A 17,575-nucleotide genomic window follows, 5' to 3' on the forward strand; every position below is an offset into this window, starting at 1 on the left:
TACATAGCTGCTAGTAAGGGCCGTCACTAGACTCAACAACGCATGACATAGCAATGGAACAGCTGCTGAGCTGCTGTCATTAGTAATGGCACGACGCGGTTACTATTGGGGAAATAGCTGTTTTACTGGCAGTGTTAACTCGCTTAGCTAAACGACTTAAAATGGCGAACGAGGTACAGGGCAAGTGGTTAGCAGCAAACCCATTAGTTAGTCCTATTGAACTGCAATTCCTCATGGCCCTGATTGGTCTGCACCTATGGTGACAGATGAGTGTGCAAAATGGCTGCTCCCACGATTAAGAGTAACAAATTAGTTGCCCGGCACATTTGATTGGCAAACAAAAAGCCAGTAGCTAATCACTACTGGCTTTCTTGGAAAGTCGCCCCGCTATAAGATGACAACTAGAACATATAAAATAGATAAGTTTTAGTGCATTTCTACTTCGACTTCAATCCAAGCTCCTGCCGTACCTATGGTGCCTCCAGTTGCTTTTGGTGTAATAGTAAAGGCGCCCCACTTATCAGTGTAGCTCTTACCAATAACCAGTGAACCGTCTTCAAAATCTTCAAAATCATCAAAGTCATCGTTTAGATCGTCAGGTTTGGTATTGGGTGTCATATCCAGTAAAAATGAAGTGCCATAGTAGTATGACCTTGCATCCTCATCTGGGAAGTACCCTTGAGTATTAATGAGAACCCCTTGAGTATTAGCATCATCTCCGGTTCTGTATTCGACCCAGTAGGTTACATCACTATTGCCTGCAGTCAGCCTTATCCCCAAATCACCTTTAATAGAGCCTTGATCGAATGCATAAATTCTATAGGTCCCAGTTTGTGAGATAAGTGGTACTTCGGCTTCTATTCCCCAACTTTGGAAGAAGTTTTTGTAGTACAGATTAAGACTACCGAAGCCCCAGGCATTATTGCCCATCAGGCTAAAGGCATTGCCATAGCCAATCATCTCTTTTTCATAGTCACCCACACCAAAGACAGTGTCTTGACCGTCTAGGCCTTGAGCATGATGCAGCCCCATGGCATGGCACATCTCATGGGCAACACCGCCCGCTTGAGAGCGCTCGTCGCCTGTATCATAAAGGCGTATTGCGCCAGGGTTCACGCCAGCTTTGATCCCGTATGGAACCCACTCTTCTCGCTCGTCATTCCAATCAGAAATTTCAGGTGCTAAAATGAGGTAGATGGTATTATCGTCAATGTCCCAATAATCTTCTTCACCTAACGAAATCAGCTTTTCGGCATAGTAAGCCTTCCAGTCATTGGCACTTTTGTTGTCCCACACCGACACTTTATCGCCGACTTGAATAACCTCATCGTAGATCTGGTAATTAACTTCGAAACGTCCATAGGACGCTTGCTCAAAGTAATCGACAATCTCTTCCATTTCCGATTCTAGGCGACTTACCGACCAAGTAAGGTCAACATCGGTAAACTCGAATCTAAAGATTTTTACCGTAACCGAGTCATGCTCCCATTGAACATGAGCACCGTATAGCTTCTCTTCATCATCATCTTCTTCACCTTGAATATTGACACTGTAGTCTTCTATTTCACCAAATCTAAAACCATTTGCAGTGGCGGAGCCGTCACCACTCATCGCTATACGCATTCGCTTTTTACCGGCTGCTATGCCACTAAGATCTAAGGTGCCACTAACGATGGCATCACCCAGGCCTGAACCGGAGAAAACTTGTTCATCACTGTCAAACTGGCCATTACTGTCACCATCTATCCAGATAGCCCAGTCAGTATCCCAATCGGTCATTGGGATTAACTGAACTGAGTCTCCATCAACTATATCGAAAGTCTTGGTGCTGGAGTAATCTTCATAACCGCTGTCATTGCCTGATGCAAAACTCACACCTGAAAGTTCGATATTAGCTATATGTTCATTTGAGCCACCACGAGGCTGAGTGACCAATGCGTAATCATTATTGCCATCACCGTCACCTGCGGCGCGATTAATGCTGACACTATAATCGTTTACATCACCATAACTGTCGTAACCACATGAATCATCTGTTGCAGGATCAGAATGAACCAACACACGTAGTTGCGTGTTTTCAATCGACACATCATCAGCGAGGACTATCGTGGCTAACACTGCTTCTGTCGATGTATTAGTTGTTCGAATTAACAACTCGTTTGCATCATCAAAGTCACCGTCAGCATTTAGGTCAAGCCAAACACTCCAATATTCACCATAGCGATAGCTGGCATAACCTGGGCTCAACTGAACAACATCGCCGCTGTTAATCTCAGTGCCATCCGTAACCTCAATGCCATCAATACTGATACTGTCGATAAATTCATAACGATTATCAGGTGATAAAACACAAGTAGCAAAGGCCAAATTACTCGCTAACCCTGCCATTAATATCGTCGTGGACGAAAACATTTTGTACCTAAGCGTCCTCTTGTGCCTTGCCGATTTTTTAACTCTATTGTTTAGTAACATAACTTGATTTCCATGTTGAAAGACAAAATTGTCCATTAGCCCTATTGATTATTAGTGGGCTTGTTATTGTTGTAATGCCCATCAGTGTCACTTCACATACAGCAGCGGCATGATAGTGCGAAAGATAAGCAGTACGATTCTAGACATAGCTAGATACAGCCAACAACAGAGGAGAATGGAGAGGCATGGATGGGGAAAATTAGCTTATTAAATTTAAAGCACATGAAAACAGATTGTTACGGTATCATTACGGTTCCGTGACTGGCAGCGAGAGATTACAAATATTGATTTAGATGATAAATGATTATCGATGCAGATGATTCAATAGCCCAAACAAGCCGCTAAACTGACCAAGCATCATGAGTATATAGCTTGGATTTGAGCTGATAACTCAAGCTAGCAGTAACATAATTATTCAACCAACAATAAGCCGGTATCATTATGTGCTGATTGAATGAGGTATATAAATTGCTGATCTTCACTCAATACAATATTGGGGTACAAGTTAGGGGTATCAAATAAGTAACGCACAACATCACTATTGAAATCGTAATAGTAGATAGCATTGCTCTGGCCCTTAGGTTTATCCATAAAATAAATTCCGTCGTCAACGACAACAAAATCATTCGTTGTATAGCCATTAGTAATATAAGTTCTGTTGATCAACTTTTTAGTTGTTCCCGCACTAATATCTAATTGAAAAATATCAGTGTCTGGATGCACCCGGTAATACAGATATCCATTGCCTCCATCCTGAACCATGTTGGCACTCGTCAACAGGGGAAGTGATTCAATAGGGTAGCCTGAACTGCCCATTTTCACGGCTTTTGATTGCTTTTTGTCGAATGCTGCGAAGTATATCGCTTGACCGTCAGCAGAGTAGGTTCCAGCGTACAAAAACTCGCCTTTTGGACACAGAGGAGTATCTTTACCTGAGTCAATATTGACACTGCGGCAACTACCTCCCACACTTAATAATGCTTGGTTAGAGCCCCGCTGCCAATTCAAGCTCAGTGGATATCGATAAGTCTCTTTCTCCGCGAACTGGTCTAACTTATACGCCTTGTTATCTTTATATCGCCATAACTCAATTTGATGATTTGGTTTTACTGAAACAAAGATGAAGCCATTGTCATTCACCCCCTCAATTGCACGAATTGATAAACCGTTATTCACAACCAAATTTTTACTGCCATCACCACCCATTTCAGGATTGTTAAAACTGACAATCTCAGTAGTAAGCGATGACAATCCCCAGTCTTGTTGTAATATAAACTGATTTTCCCCAGGTATTTTTAGCGGCCAATATCCTACAAACTGATCTTCAGAGATCCGCGTTGACTCATCATATTCGATGTCATATTGAGACAGGTACCCCATATCATCGATGAAATATACCGACTCGCTGTCGTCACTAAAGCTTACATTTAAGCGTCGGTCAGTTAACTGTACACTCGTATTGATAAACTCCTGAGTTGCTATACGGTACAAAATAAGCTCAGAGCCACCGTGACTATTAGAGCGTAATATTGCTAGCCATTGCTTGTTCGGCGATACCATATTGGCAAAATCACCGCTCGAACGTAATGCGGGAGAACTTATCTGCTCTTGATTACCCGTTACGGTATCAAACAAAAATATTTTTTCAGGGGCCCAAGAAGCTTCATTGATACTATAAAAAAAACGATTTTCATCTAACCAACTAATTGCTGGTGACAAATTATTTTGCTTTAGAGGAATGAGCCTGCGCTCTTGAGAAGCTTGCAAATTGAGGCTATCAAAAGCAGCGATGTAGATCCCCTCTTCACCACCTTTGAGTCGGTGAAAAGCAATTTTTTTACCGCTCGGAGAGATACTAACAACGTTATCGTTATTCCCCTCACTATCAAATAGTTTTACGATATTAAGTGGTGACGCCAACGTTATAGCGAACAGTTCCCAAGATGTGTCTCCACTGCTCTTATTTGAAAAAGCGATAAATGAACCGTCAGTAGCAACACTGGGAGCTTGCTCTCGACCCGGTAGCTCAGTCAACAATTGGACATCTTGATATAATACCGGTTTATAAAATTGATATAGCCCAATGATAGTGGCTAAAACAACACAGAGAAGTGTACTCAATAAAATGATGCTAGCGGGTCGAGTTTGCTTAGGTTTTCTGACAACATTATCATTAGAAAGCGTTTCTACATCAAGGTTTGCCGATGTTCCTAGCGAGGTTGGAGCTGTGGTTTCATCATAATAAGTAAGTGTCTCCGATAATCGGTAACCACTCAAGCCACCACCTGTTACGGTATGAATATATTTAACGTCAGGATCTAGTTTGGCTAAATTGCGACGCAGGCTATAGATGTGATTGTTAATAGTATGATTGGAGGTTGCTGTATTTGCCCACACTTCGTCTCTGAGGTTATCTCGGCTGATCAGCCGTTCTGAATGCCGGCAAAGATAACACAGCACCTTCATCGCCATTGACTGTATTTCGATCAACTGCTCATCACATTTCAATTGATCGGTATTTGGGTCAACTTCAATATTACCCAGCCTGAATGAAGGTGAAAACTTTGCCATTACAATATCAACATCACTATTATTTTATTTGCTGAACAGTACGTTATATTACTAAGGCAAAAATTACAAGACACCTGCCCAGCTTGAGATACAGCAACACTAATTTCAAAACAATCACCTTAAAAAGCATGAACATTTAGCAGTGAAAGTTCTCAAAATACTGTCATGCCTCATAGTTAACGCACTGCAAATACCTTAAGCTTGAGAAAACTAAAATGAGATCCCTAATTTGTATTTTTTAGATGCCAAAATCGCTAAACAAATAGTTAAGCGCACCATGAAAATCATCGGCCATAATATTAACGTGATGAACAATCACGGCATTATTTTAGGTTCGGGAGATCCCCATCGCATTGGCGAAGTACATGAAGGCGCTTTACTGGCGATAAGCCAACAAAGAACGGTTGAAATCAGCCGTGCCAGTGAAGACACTTTACAAGGCGTAAAGGCTGGAATAAATCTGCCACTACATTATAAAGGCGACATTATTGGCGTCATAGGTATCACAGGCGAACCTAAAGAGCTCGGTCATTACGGTGAACTGCTAAAAATGACTGCTGAAATCATTGTTGAGCAAGCCAACTCCATCGAGTTGGCACAATGGCAATATCGTCAAAAAGAGGAGCTGATCATTGAACTGATAAAGTCAGACGGCCCCTTTAGCGCCCGCCAACGTAACTGGGCATCTCAGCTGAGCATCGATTTAGATACACCTAGAGTGGCTGCCATTATTCAGGTAGCAACCGATGAAGAGGAAACCTCTGCCAACTCGATGCTGAAACAGATATTGCACTTACTGGAAAACCCTTCACGCGGTAACTTGGTCGCCATGACCTCCATGACGGAACTGGTGATCCTCAAGCCTGCTTTTCTTGATGGCAAAACTTGGGATGCCACACTTGAGAGTGAGCGTATTGATCATCTTATTGCACGTTTACCCAGTGAGATGAGAAGCAGATTAAAAATATCACTTGGACATTTTTTTGCAAAACCGCAGGAGATTAACCGCTCATATCAAACTGCACTAGAGACACTCTCCATTGGCACTCAAATGCGCCCAGAACAAAGTAAATACCTATACCAAGACTTCTCACTGCTGGTGCTATTATTTTCACTCAAAGATAACTGGCGCGGGCAAGAACTAGTAAGCCCATATCAAGCATTAATCAGTGCCGATAAGAATGGTCAATTGGCAAAAACATTAACCTGTTACCTGCAACATTTTGGCGATCAACAGCAATGTGCCAATGCACTGTTTATTCACCGCAATACTTTGCGCTATCGACTCGAGAAAATTGAGAAAATTACCGGCAGTAATTTGCAAAAATTGGATGGGTTATTACAGCTTTATCTAGGACAAGTGATGTTAACCGCACAATAATAGGCGTGCTTATTTACGCTTTGCAGTCTAACATTGAGCAAAAATCGCCTGTATTAGCACATATGGATATCTTTGATGGCTACTTTTCAACATAAATCCGGTTTTACCCTCATTGAACTCGTTGTGGTCATCATTATTTTGGCTATTTTAGCAGTCATTGCAGCTCCCAAGTTCTTAGACTTTAGAACCGATAGCAAAATCGCGACGTTAGAAGGTGTTGCTGGAGCCATGGCCAGTGGCTTGGCTTTAGTTCACAGTAAAGCAGCCATAGAAGGCCAGGATGTTAAAATCGGTAGCATCGTCCACGCTGGTGTGACCATTCCGCTATATAACGGCTACCCATCGGTTAGAGGTAGAGATGATTGGGAAACACTCAATGATCAAGTACAAGCTTGGCTAGACATTGATTCTGTATCACTGACCGAAATTGAAATCGACAATGATGCAGCGCCTTTTTTTATCGATAAGTCTACAGCCAACAATCAAATCTACATATTCTTTGCTGAAGACCTAGCCGATAAAAGCGTGAACTTTAATTGTCATATCCTTTATCAAAACCCAGTAAGCACGACTAACTATGAAATATTTGTTAGAACCGATGAGTGCTAGCTAATTCTCCTGTCACAAAAGTAACTCAATGACAGTGAAACGCCACACAACACCAATATGTTCAAATGAACAAATAATGGCTTGATTTTAACTCGTTATCTGTGCAACCAACCAAAGAAATCCACCTCTTCGAGTCGCATAATAGCTAAGCCTGAAATCCTTGGCCTCGCTGCACATTTGCGAACGCCATATTTGGCTTAAATAACAACAAACCTTACATAAATTAAAAATACCCCTACAGGGAAACGCTATGAGCCTCGTACTGATCTTACTGGCGGTGATCGCATTTATCGTCATCGCCACCTCAAAATTCAAGCTACATCCATTTTTGACGCTAATTCTAGCTTCATTTATCACCGCATTTGCCTATGGACTGCCTAGTGCAGATATTGCCAAAACAATCACCTCTGGATTTGGTGGTATTCTCGGTTACATCGGTCTGGTTATCGTACTTGGTACCATTATCGGTACCATACTTGAGAAGAGTGGCGCCGCTATCACCATGGCTGATGTGGTCATCAAGGTGCTGGGGAAACGTTTTCCAACCCTGACCATGTCGATCATCGGCTACCTAGTCTCTATTCCAGTGTTTTGTGATTCCGGCTTTGTGATCTTAAACTCACTGAAACAGTCGATGGCAAATCGGATGAAGGTCTCAAGCGTTTCAATGAGTGTTGCACTCGCTACAGGCCTTTATGCCACCCACACCTTCGTACCGCCAACACCAGGCCCTATCGCCGCTGCAGGAAACTTAGGTCTTGAATCAAATCTTGGCTTGGTTATCTTTGTTGGTGTTTTTGTCGCAGCTATCGCAGCACTAGCCGGAACACTGTGGGCTAATCGTTTTGCCAATGTACAACCAGATGGTGAAGGCGCAGAAGAGTTACTTAATCAAACTGAAGATTATGAAAAACTCAAACAAACCTACGGCAAATTGCCAAGTCCAACGCGCGCATTTGCACCGATTTTCGTGCCTATTTTGCTTATCTGTTTTGGCTCTATTGCCAACTTCCCGTCATCTCCACTAGGTGATGGCGCATTGTTTGGCGTATTGGCGTTTTTGGGACAACCGGTTAATGCATTAATGATTGGTCTATTCCTATCATTGTCACTGCTAAAAAGTAACGACAAAGTAAAAGAGTTCAGTGAGCGTATTAGCCAAGGTCTAGTGGTTGCAGCACCCATTCTACTTATCACGGGTGCTGGCGGTGCATTTGGTGCGGTACTAAAAGCTACCGAGATAGGCGCATTCTTAGGCACATCGCTATCGGCATTAGGTATCGGGATCTTTATGCCATTTATCGTTGCAGCGGCATTAAAGTCAGCTCAAGGTTCATCTACCGTTGCACTCGTTGCCACTTCGGCACTAGTCGCGCCTATGCTGGGTGATATTGGCCTAGCGAGTGACATGGGCCGAGTATTAACAGTAATGGCAATTGGTGCAGGTGCGATGACAGTATCTCATGCTAACGACAGCTTCTTCTGGGTAGTAACCCAGTTTAGTCGCATGAGTGTTAAGCAAGCTTATAAGGCACAAACAATGGCAACCTTAATCCAAGGGCTCACGGCCATGACTGTAGTGTATATACTGAGCTTATTTCTTATCTAGAGTCCATCTAATAGACTTCAATTAAAAGGCGAGGTTCTCTCTCGCCTTTGCACTCAATTAGTCGTGTTAGTACTAATGCGGGACCAGTAAGACATTTACCTTTCAATAACGCTAATCGTTCACTGAAACAGTTTCAGCCCTCAGCTGAAAATAGGAAGACTGCATGAAAATTGTGATAGCCCCCGATTCATTCAAAGAAAGCCTCACTGCAATGGAAGTGGCTAACGAAATTGAGCGAGGATTTCGCACGGTATTACCCAATGCTGAATATCTCAAAATGCCCGTCGCCGATGGCGGTGAAGGTACTGTGCAGTCGATGGTCGATGCTACTAATGGCAGCCTAGTTTGGACACAGGTTTCCGGTCCGTTGGGCGACAAAGTCAATGCATTTTATGGCATTTTGGGCGACTACTATCATGGAAATGAAAAAACAGCCGTTATAGAAATGGCTGCAGCATCAGGCTTACATCTAGTGGCAACAGAGCAGCGTAACCCATTGCTCACCACAAGCTACGGTACTGGTGAACTGATTGTTGACGCGCTAAATAGAGGCATCAAACACATTATTATCGGCCTTGGCGGCAGTGCCACCAATGATGGTGGCGCCGGAATGGCGCAAGCCTTGGGAGTACACCTTTTAGATGCGAACTCTAATGCCCTCGCCCCAGGCGGCGCTGCCTTAAATCAATTACAGCAAATTGATTTAACGGACCTACATCCACTGGTCTCACAATGCCGCTTTGAAGTCGCTTGCGATGTTAATAATCCACTTTGCGGTGAATATGGTGCCGCCGCAATATTTGGCCCTCAAAAAGGTGCAACGAAAAAAATGGTGCAGCAACTCGACAGTGCACTCAACCATTATGCCGATGTTATCGCGCAAGCAGGTATTACAGACAATCGCAATCTCGCAGGTGTGGGCGCTGCAGGGGGAATGGGGCTTGGCGTAATGGCATTTCTAAAGGCAGAGCTTAAGCCTGGAATCGATATTGTAATGAACACCGTTGACCTTGCAGCCCATATTGAGGGAGCAAGCTTAGTTATCACCGGCGAAGGCAAGCTTGATAGTCAAACATTGCACGGCAAAACCCCAATGGGAGTTGCGGGTGTTGCTAATCAGTTCAATGTGCCTGTTATCGCAATTGCAGGGTGCGTCAGTGACGATGCCAACGTGTTATTGGATCATGGTTTTAAAGCACTATTTTCTATCACCCCACGTGCATTGCCACTAGCAGATGTGTTAGCCAATGCTAAAGCAAACCTTTACGCCACCAGCAAGAATGTAGCGGCGCTCTACTCCCTATCAAGACCAACCAAGTAATTTCATTTCGAGTCTGGCTAAAGGCGCTGTAGCGCCTTTTTTAAAACCTCATGCGCAAACCTGTTTGAACACCAGCCCTTAATAGCAATTTACTTTTCTACTTGAAGCGCTATAAAGCTTAACGTAAAGTGAGCATCCCATTTTAAAGACTGATCCAGCACACATTAATGGCGTGTTGAGTAGAGATTGTTAGCCATGACACCTAGACGAGCCACCGCTTCAGAAGAAGCACTACTGAGAATTTTTACAGTTCCAGAAGCCCCTGATTCAACCCTTAGTGTTATTGAACAAAATATCTCACAGAACTTAATGGGTTTTTTACAAGACAGCGTCGTGGCCGTTGAAAAGCCCTTAACTGAAATCGAGCTGGACTTTCAGCAACACCGAATTCCCGCTGCGCCGCAGTTTGTCTCAGATTATGCTGATGACATGATGAAAACCTTAGTCGCTCATTCAGTCCACACCTCAGCGCCGAGCTTCATCGGCCACATGACATCAGCACTGCCCTACTTTGTATTACCGCTATCAAAAATGATGGTCGGCTTAAATCAAAACTTGGTCAAAATAGAAACATCAAAAGCGTTTACACCACTAGAGCGCCAAGTACTGGGGATGATGCATCACCTTATTTATGAAGAGAATGATGATTTTTATCAGAATTGGATGCACAGTGCTAACGTTTCATTAGGCGCATTTTGCTCCGGCGGCACGGTTGCCAATATCACCGCACTCTGGACCGCACGTAACCAGTTGCTAAAGGCGGATGGAGAGTATCGCGGTGTTGCCGCTCAAGGGGTCATGAAGGGGCTGCGTCACTATGGCTTTGACGATTTAGCGATACTGGTGTCCGAGCGAGGTCATTATTCATTAGCTAAAACGGCTGACCTGCTTGGTATCGGCCGCGAAAATATTATTCAAGTTCCGACCTCAAGCGACAACAAGGTCGATGTGGCAAAGATGCGCCAAATCGCTGAAAAACTTACAGCCGACAATATTAAAGTAATGGCCATTGTTGGCGTTGCAGGTACCACCGAGACAGGTAATGTCGATCCACTCGGTGCGTTAGCAGATTTGGCTGAAGAGTTAAACTGTCACTTCCATGTTGACGCTGCCTGGGGCGGCGCCAGTCTGTTATCTAAAAAGTACCGTTATCTATTAGCCGGAATTGAACGCGCTGATTCAGTGACTATTGATGCTCACAAGCAGATGTACGTGCCAATGGGCGCGGGAATGGTTATTTTTAAAGATCCCACGTTTGCTAACGCGATTAAGCATCATGCTGAGTATATTCTCAGAAAAGGCTCAAAGGATTTAGGCAGCCAAACGCTAGAGGGATCTCGTCCCGGTATGGCGATGTTAGTCCATGCTTGCCTGCAAGTTATTGGCCGTGATGGCTACGAAATACTGATCAACAATAGTCTGGATAAAGCCCATTACTTTGCAGAGCTGATTAATAGCAATAGCGATTTTGAGTTGGTGTCTAAGCCAGAGCTTTGCCTATTAACCTACCGTTATGTTCCACAAATAGTGCAAACGGCAATGGCAACTGCACGGGCTAACAATGATGTACAAAAGCTCATTGAATTTAATGCCCTGCTCGATGGCCTCACTAAATTTGTGCAGAAACGTCAACGTGAACAAGGTACCTCATTTGTATCACGCACACGTATTAATCCAGAAAACCAGCAATTGATGAAGATCAAAGCGGTTGTATTTCGAGTGGTGTTAGCCAATCCACTCACGACACATGAGATTTTACAGCAGGTACTTGCCGAGCAAGCAGTTATCGCCTCGCAAGAGCATCGATTTTTACCACAACTGCTGGCATTGGCAGAGCAATACAAAGCGCCCTAGTGCATTAGAACATCAGCACAGTGCGCTGGGCTTGTTTCCTACTTGTTCTTAAGTAAACCGTTATTCAGTCGTTCTTATTCAGAGTCTAGCCGAGCGGTGATAAACAAGTCTGTCACTTCACCCATAGGACTTGCTTGTTGCTTGCGTTGTAACGCCAATAATTTGAAGCCTCGACGGCTCAGAGCTGGTACTAGCTGCTCTGCATGATGAAAGTAGGTAAACATTTTATCACCATCACTGGAAGTATCCTCTCGTACTTTAGGGCATTCTCCCTCCATGGTGCTCAAATACAAAACCCCTCCCGTTTTAAGTCTCTGCGCCGCAGCATCAATCAGCGCTATCGCCTCTTGTCTATCAAGATAGGGTAAACAGAAACCACACATGATGGCGTCGAATTGCTCATCAACACGGTTTAAATGGCGGCTATCGAGTTGCAAAACCTCTATTTTGGGATTATTTTTCTTCGCTAGCAGCAACATATTTGGCGCAAGATCCGTTGCCAGTATCGACAAATTGGGTTTTTCAGACAGTAACATTTTGGTGATATTGCCAGGACCGCAAGCAAGTTCTAATACGCGTGCATCATCACTGGGTAGATGGTTAATAAATGAATCAAAGGTGTCAGAATACATAGTTAGGTCCATGTATTTATCTTGATACCTTTGAGCCAGCTTATCAAAGGTATTTACCGATATTTGATTATTATCCATTAGACCGCTCCCTAGCACCAAGTGCTTACCATTTACACCACCATTGATTAATTAATCATCTACACTATCGTGCAATTAACTGTTTAACAACAGCTAAATTTATGTAACCCAACTTTAGCGCTAACGAGTAAGTTATCTATTAGTTTTATCAAGCTACGTTTGACCAAAGTCGTGCCGCTTCGCCCACACACAAGCCAAAGGGGAAAGCGCTTGTCCACTTTCGCGAATCCTCAGCGCCCCGGCGAAATTTAAAAAGCGAAATTTCCAACGGGGGAAATTAGATTCTGCACGTTAGTTTAAATGTCTTTATGTTCTGGCGTTTACTTGAAGGCTACACTTCCCTTTATTAGAACTAAAAACTCAAATGCTGTGAGTTTGCGCTTTTCGAAACCAGTGTAGGTGCGGCTGAGGCCTTCGGAAACAGGCCAATTATGTTCCAGACATAATTTGGCATTTCCTCCGTCCTTGGAGGTCAGATGATTTCGTTGAGGCTTCAGGGACCCTTTCTTTTATAAAGAGTTGTGGCGAGCCGCAGTAGCGTCTGCACATGCGCCGACCGCAGGTCATTGGAACCACTTTGGTCAGCAGCTAACGTATTTATGCCCCAAAACGTGCTGGCTGCAATATCAGTTATTGCTTTTTCAAATCAGAATCAACGTCGTGGTGCTTCGCCCACACCAGAGTCAAGGGGCAAAGCGCTTGCGCCCCTTGACAATCCCTCAGCGCCCCGGCGAAATTTCTGAAAAACGAAACTTCCAACGGGGGAGATTATATTCTGCAATTTAGGTTATATGCCTTTAAGCAAAGGCGTTTACTGAAAGTTACGATTTCTAACTGCAGCATTTAATACGCAAATGCTGGATGATCACGCTTTTCGAAACCAGTGTAGATGCAACTGAGGCCTTCGGTTTCAGGGATGAAACCGCAGAGCGGCCATGGATGGCGCAAAGCGAGCCTCTGTGGCGTCTGCACATACGCTGACCGCAGGTCATTGGAACCACCTTTGCCTGAAGGTAACTCATTTTTGTCCAAAAACGAGCTTATCTCTGAAGTGGTCAACCACGCCCATGCACCTATTCTCAGAGTTACAATTCCAATAAAAAGCCACCTTGACGGTGGCCTCAAAACTCGTTGGTGACCTACTTAGGTAAATCTGCCTGATGCGCCTTAATAAAGGCATCCATATTGGCCTGCGCTCTACGTTGGGCGCTTGCTAATGTGTCGTTTTCATTCATGGTTTCTACTACTTCGTAATAACACTTTATCTTTGGCTCAGTGCCCGATGGCCTAACAATCACGCGACTATTATTTTCGAGGCGATAGATGAGTACATCACTGGCTGGTAAACTAATATCTTCCTCGCCTCCATCAGCGAAGAAGCGTTTACCTAGGCTGATATCATCAGTTGATACTATCTTATGCCCTGCTATTGATTGCGGTGGGTTATCACGCAAGTAGGCACCAATATTCGGTGTAGTCGGTTGTAACGCGATACTCACTTGGCTATTGAGATGGAATCCATGCTGTTGATATATCGCCTCCAACCTATCCCATATCGTTTGCCCTTGACTGGCAAGCTCTGCAGTCAGTTGTGCAAAGCCCACTAAGGCAGATAAGCCATCTTTGTCCCACACCATGGTACCAAGTGTGTAACCGAGCGCTTCTTCATAGGCAAACAAGAATTGATTGTTGTCAGTTTGCTCACTCATACCGACATTGGTCAGCCACTTAAAGCCCGTTAATGTTGTGCGGCAAGTTGCTTCTAAACTGGCTGCCACTTTAGATAGAAGGCTTGATGACACAATTGTTGTACAGGTAAAACGCTGATTATCGGGCGCATGGCTCAACAAGTAATGGCCGAATAACACCCCAACTTGATCGCCAGTCAGCATTTGGTAATCACCATCGAGCGTACGCACAGCAACTGCAAAGCGATCAGCATCGGGATCGTTCGCGCACGCCAGCATGGCGTTATGCTTTCTAGCCTCTGCAATCACCAAGTCCATCGCACCCTTCTCTTCAGGGTTTGGAAAATTTACCGTTGGAAAGTCACCATCGGGCTGCGCTTGAGCCGCTACCGAGTATACCTTGCTAAAACCAGCATCCTTTAACACATCAAGCGCCATTTCATTACCGACACCATGCATTGCGGTATAAGCGAGGCTGACCTGTTCTGGTTCTGTATGATTCTGTAATACAGGTGATTGACGTACTCCATCGCGGTAAGACTGATAAAAATCATCAGACAGAACCTGCAACTTACCAGTGATTAAAGCGCCATCAAGTGAGGTTAACGTTATCTGCTCGTTGGCGGCCTTTTCAATACACGCGGCAATTCCGCTGTCGTGAGGCGGAATGATTTGCGCGCCATTGCCCCAATACACCTTATAACCATTGTATTGCGGTGGGTTATGGCTAGCGGTAACCACGATGCCTGCAGCAGCGTCAAGGTGTAGCACCCCAAACGCCACTAACGGCGTTGCGGCTATTCTTTTCGTAAGATAGACCTTAATCCCAAGTCCGCACAATACAGCGGCCGCATCTTCGGCAAACTGTTGTGAATCATGGCGGCCGTCATAACCAATCACCACTCCACGGGTAGCAATGTCGCTGACTTGCGACTTTAAATATGCACCTAGCCCGGCTGATGTTTGCTGCACAACTAAGCGATTCATTCGAGTCGGTCCTGCGCCAACCACGCCTCTAAGCCCTGCAGTACCAAAAGCTAAACGTCCAGCAAAGCGTGAAATCAAAGCTTGCTCATCACCAGCGTCAACCAACGCTTGTAGCTCCTCACGCATTAGTGGGTCGGGATCATTGTTGAGCCAGTGCTGCACTCTAAATTTTAACTGCGTATCCATGATTTACTCCAGTTGCTGCCAGCCAGATAACCGATATTCGTTTCATACTCGATATACACGAACGGCTACTGTAATTGAAAACGATTACTATCCACATTAAGCCTAGCCCAAACAGAGAACAAGATAATTTGCATTAAAGTTTTTACATCGACTAATACCAGAAACCATCTGTGATAGTGTAAAATGGCAAGCCAAACATTGATGACAGCGTAATAAGAGATGAGCCTGCTAAAAAACGAATGCCATATCAAGGTCACTGATCCCGAAATTGATGCGGCGAGCTTACTGTCAGAGCAGACAGAACTGAGTAAGCAAGCCATAAAGCAGGCGATGCAGAAAGGTGCGGTTTGGTTGACTCATGGCAAACAAACCAATCGCTTAAGGCGGGCAAAAAAAGCCCTTAATCAAGGTGATGAGCTACACCTTTACTACAATCAAGCTGTATTGGATGAGCGAGTCGAAGACGCACAACTGCTGTTTGACGAGGGGCAATACAGTGTGTGGTATAAGCCTTTTGGCGTGCGTTGCCAAGGCTCTAAATGGAGCGATCACACCACGATTAATCGCTTTGCAGAGACTCATCTAGAGCCTGCACGCAGTGCCTATATTATCCATAGACTCGATCTCGCAGCGACTGGCCTTATCGTGCTCGGCCACAGTAAAAAGGTTACCGCCGCCATCGCTAAGTTATTTGAAACTCGCGCCTTAGATAAGTACTACCAAGTCATTGTAGAGGGAGAGTTTTCTAAGTCAAAGGTAACAATCGACACTGATGTTGATGGCAAAGCGGCGCTATCCTACGCCCATCGATTGGAATACAACGCTGAGCTTAATCAATCGAAAGTACAAGTAAAAATAGAGTCAGGTAGAAAACACCAAATACGGGTGCACATGGCGAGTTTAGGTCATCCTGTTGTCGGTGATAGATTGCACGGCAATGGCAGTGAAGCGACGCCCAATCTACAGCTGACCTCATGCTATTTAAACTTTATCTGCCCAGTGACTCAACAAGATAAAGTCTTTGAATTACCACAAGCTTATCGTCCACACTTTTAGGTTTATATTTACAATAAAGGCCACTCTTTAATTAAAAAGTGGCCTAAGCATGTACTCTGACGAAATTTTATTTTCACCGCGCTCTATGCAATTACAGCCTCACTCAAAACTGTCTTCGCACTTACCCGCAATGCTTTTCTTGCCTGAGAACATCGCTGAAATGATACCCGGCTGATGACGTAATTCAGCAAGTACTACACCGATGATATGCAGCAATATTAGCAGCATTAATAGATACACACTGTAAAGATGAATGTCGCCAGCAACACTCTTATAAGGCTTCATGTTCGCCTTTTTCTCTAGATTAACACCAGTATTGTCATAGGCTTTTATCAAAGCAGGATCGGTATTATCCGCAGCGAGATAGTGGCTAATAGCACTACCAAAAGGCGGATAATAGATGTCAGTTCCCGCACGTATTAGTCCAGTGACCATGATAACAATTGAAAGCGCCATTATCGCTACAACAGCAAACTTTCCGATAGGGTTATGCCCAAGGTACTGTGGGTTCTCGCCTTTTTTTAAACGATTTTTATACGATGTAACGTCAGCGGTTTTTGGACGCATACTGGCAAATTTAGCAAAATGGCTACCGGTAACGCCCCAAACTAATCTAATAATCACGTTAATGGCAAACATATAGCCGATAACCGTATGTAACTCTTTAAGTTTGATCTTTGCCGGCAAACCACTGATCCCAAGTTCAGACTTAAACATCATAATCAAACCAATAAACATCAACGTGGTTATCAGCACAACATTAACCCAATGGAAGATCCGCACGGTTTTATCCCATACTTGATATTCTACCAAGCCATTTTCTTCTATTTTATTATTATTTTTAGTACTCATACCACATTCCCATTGTCCTAACTCTGCTTACTTTCACTGTCAGTAAGCCAATTACCAAAGTATAAAAGTCACAGTCTAAGTTGCGCAATTGATAACAATTTGAAACTAGCTCGCTAGTAAACTGCTGCCATAAAAAAATCAGTATAAACTGACAGATTTAAGTTTCAGTTAATATTCATTAATATTCAACCGCCGCACCACACTGACTAAAAAGCAACCAACAACGTCTACACCCCCTACCAGTAAACGCCTGTAGCCTTTTTAGAGTATGAATATTAG

The 17,575-nt window shown here is 44.0% G+C and carries 11 protein-coding genes; 6 read left to right on the forward strand and 5 right to left on the reverse strand.

Annotated elements, in window-relative coordinates; genetic code table 11:
• Window positions 1–426 precede the first annotated feature (426 nt).
• Both JK628_RS15060 and JK628_RS15065 read right to left on the reverse strand, forming a co-directional pair.
• Window positions 427–2,412 carry a GEVED domain-containing protein gene (locus JK628_RS15060; RefSeq protein ID WP_202285435.1) on the reverse strand — a complete coding sequence of 662 codons (1,986 nt, stop codon included), beginning with the start codon at window positions 2,410–2,412 and terminating at the stop codon, window positions 427–429.
• A 471-nt stretch (window positions 2,413–2,883) separates the two neighbouring features.
• Window positions 2,884–5,043: a winged helix-turn-helix domain-containing protein gene (locus tag JK628_RS15065; RefSeq protein ID WP_202285436.1), complete on the reverse strand. Its 2,160-nt coding sequence runs from the start codon at window positions 5,041–5,043 to the stop codon at window positions 2,884–2,886.
• A gap of 229 nt (window positions 5,044–5,272) precedes the next feature.
• On the opposite strand from JK628_RS15065, the gene JK628_RS15070 reads away from it, so the two are divergent.
• The 5 genes from JK628_RS15070 to panP all read left to right on the forward strand — a co-directional run bounded on the left by JK628_RS15070 (window position 5,273) and on the right by panP (window position 11,817).
• On the forward strand, window positions 5,273–6,424 hold the full coding sequence (locus JK628_RS15070; RefSeq protein ID WP_202285437.1) for a sugar diacid recognition domain-containing protein: 1,152 nt from the start codon (window positions 5,273–5,275) through the stop codon (window positions 6,422–6,424).
• 75 nt (window positions 6,425–6,499) lie between these two features.
• Entirely contained in the window at window positions 6,500–7,033 is a 534-nt protein-coding gene (locus tag JK628_RS15075) for a prepilin-type N-terminal cleavage/methylation domain-containing protein (protein WP_202285438.1), read from the forward strand.
• A 250-nt stretch (window positions 7,034–7,283) separates the two neighbouring features.
• Window positions 7,284–8,642, forward strand: a complete 1,359-nt coding sequence (locus tag JK628_RS15080) for a GntP family permease (protein ID WP_202285439.1) — start codon at window positions 7,284–7,286, stop codon at window positions 8,640–8,642.
• 163 nt (window positions 8,643–8,805) lie between these two features.
• Window positions 8,806–9,963, forward strand: a complete 1,158-nt coding sequence (locus JK628_RS15085; protein WP_202285441.1) for a glycerate kinase — start codon at window positions 8,806–8,808, stop codon at window positions 9,961–9,963.
• Window positions 9,964–10,158: 195 nt separating this feature from the next.
• The gene (gene panP, locus JK628_RS15090) at window positions 10,159–11,817 is read left to right on the forward strand and encodes a pyridoxal-dependent aspartate 1-decarboxylase PanP (protein WP_202285443.1); all 1,659 of its coding nucleotides are present in this window, start codon (window positions 10,159–10,161) and stop codon (window positions 11,815–11,817) included.
• Window positions 11,818–11,891: 74 nt separating this feature from the next.
• Here the strand turns inward: panP and JK628_RS15095 are convergent, their stop codons facing one another.
• Window positions 11,892–12,527 (reverse strand): class I SAM-dependent methyltransferase, encoded by a 636-nt coding sequence (locus tag JK628_RS15095; protein ID WP_202285445.1) that lies wholly within the window; start codon window positions 12,525–12,527, stop codon window positions 11,892–11,894.
• A gap of 1,139 nt (window positions 12,528–13,666) precedes the next feature.
• The gene (locus JK628_RS15100) at window positions 13,667–15,388 is read right to left on the reverse strand and encodes a phospho-sugar mutase (protein ID WP_202285447.1); all 1,722 of its coding nucleotides are present in this window, start codon (window positions 15,386–15,388) and stop codon (window positions 13,667–13,669) included.
• Between the two features lie 219 nt (window positions 15,389–15,607).
• On the opposite strand from JK628_RS15100, the gene JK628_RS15105 reads away from it, so the two are divergent.
• Window positions 15,608–16,444, forward strand: a complete 837-nt coding sequence (locus tag JK628_RS15105) for a pseudouridine synthase family protein (RefSeq protein ID WP_202285449.1) — start codon at window positions 15,608–15,610, stop codon at window positions 16,442–16,444.
• Window positions 16,445–16,543: 99 nt separating this feature from the next.
• Here JK628_RS15105 and JK628_RS15110 read toward each other — a convergent pair whose 3' ends face one another.
• Window positions 16,544–17,296 (reverse strand): cytochrome b/b6 domain-containing protein, encoded by a 753-nt coding sequence (locus JK628_RS15110; protein WP_202285451.1) that lies wholly within the window; start codon window positions 17,294–17,296, stop codon window positions 16,544–16,546.
• Window positions 17,297–17,575: the final 279 nt, after the last annotated feature.

The organism is Shewanella sp. KX20019 (assembly GCF_016757755.1).
Lineage (GTDB): Bacteria > Pseudomonadota > Gammaproteobacteria > Enterobacterales > Shewanellaceae > Shewanella.

What these genes read in the sequence shown, in the direction of transcription:
- JK628_RS15060 (WP_202285435.1), bottom strand. Translation starts at nt 2,412, where the DNA reads ATGTTTTCGTCCACGACGATATTAATGGCAGGGTTAGCGAGTAATTTG.
- JK628_RS15065 (WP_202285436.1), bottom strand. Translation starts at nt 5,043, where the DNA reads ATGGCAAAGTTTTCACCTTCATTCAGGCTGGGTAATATTGAAGTTGAC.
- JK628_RS15075 (WP_202285438.1), top strand. Translation starts at nt 6,500, where the DNA reads ATGGCTACTTTTCAACATAAATCCGGTTTTACCCTCATTGAACTCGTT.
- JK628_RS15080 (WP_202285439.1), top strand. Translation starts at nt 7,284, where the DNA reads ATGAGCCTCGTACTGATCTTACTGGCGGTGATCGCATTTATCGTCATC.
- JK628_RS15085 (WP_202285441.1), top strand. Translation starts at nt 8,806, where the DNA reads ATGAAAATTGTGATAGCCCCCGATTCATTCAAAGAAAGCCTCACTGCA.
- panP (WP_202285443.1), top strand. Translation starts at nt 10,159, where the DNA reads ATGACACCTAGACGAGCCACCGCTTCAGAAGAAGCACTACTGAGAATT.
- JK628_RS15095 (WP_202285445.1), bottom strand. Translation starts at nt 12,527, where the DNA reads ATGGATAATAATCAAATATCGGTAAATACCTTTGATAAGCTGGCTCAA.
- JK628_RS15100 (WP_202285447.1), bottom strand. Translation starts at nt 15,388, where the DNA reads ATGGATACGCAGTTAAAATTTAGAGTGCAGCACTGGCTCAACAATGAT.
- JK628_RS15105 (WP_202285449.1), top strand. Translation starts at nt 15,608, where the DNA reads ATGAGCCTGCTAAAAAACGAATGCCATATCAAGGTCACTGATCCCGAA.
- JK628_RS15110 (WP_202285451.1), bottom strand. Translation starts at nt 17,296, where the DNA reads ATGAGTACTAAAAATAATAATAAAATAGAAGAAAATGGCTTGGTAGAA.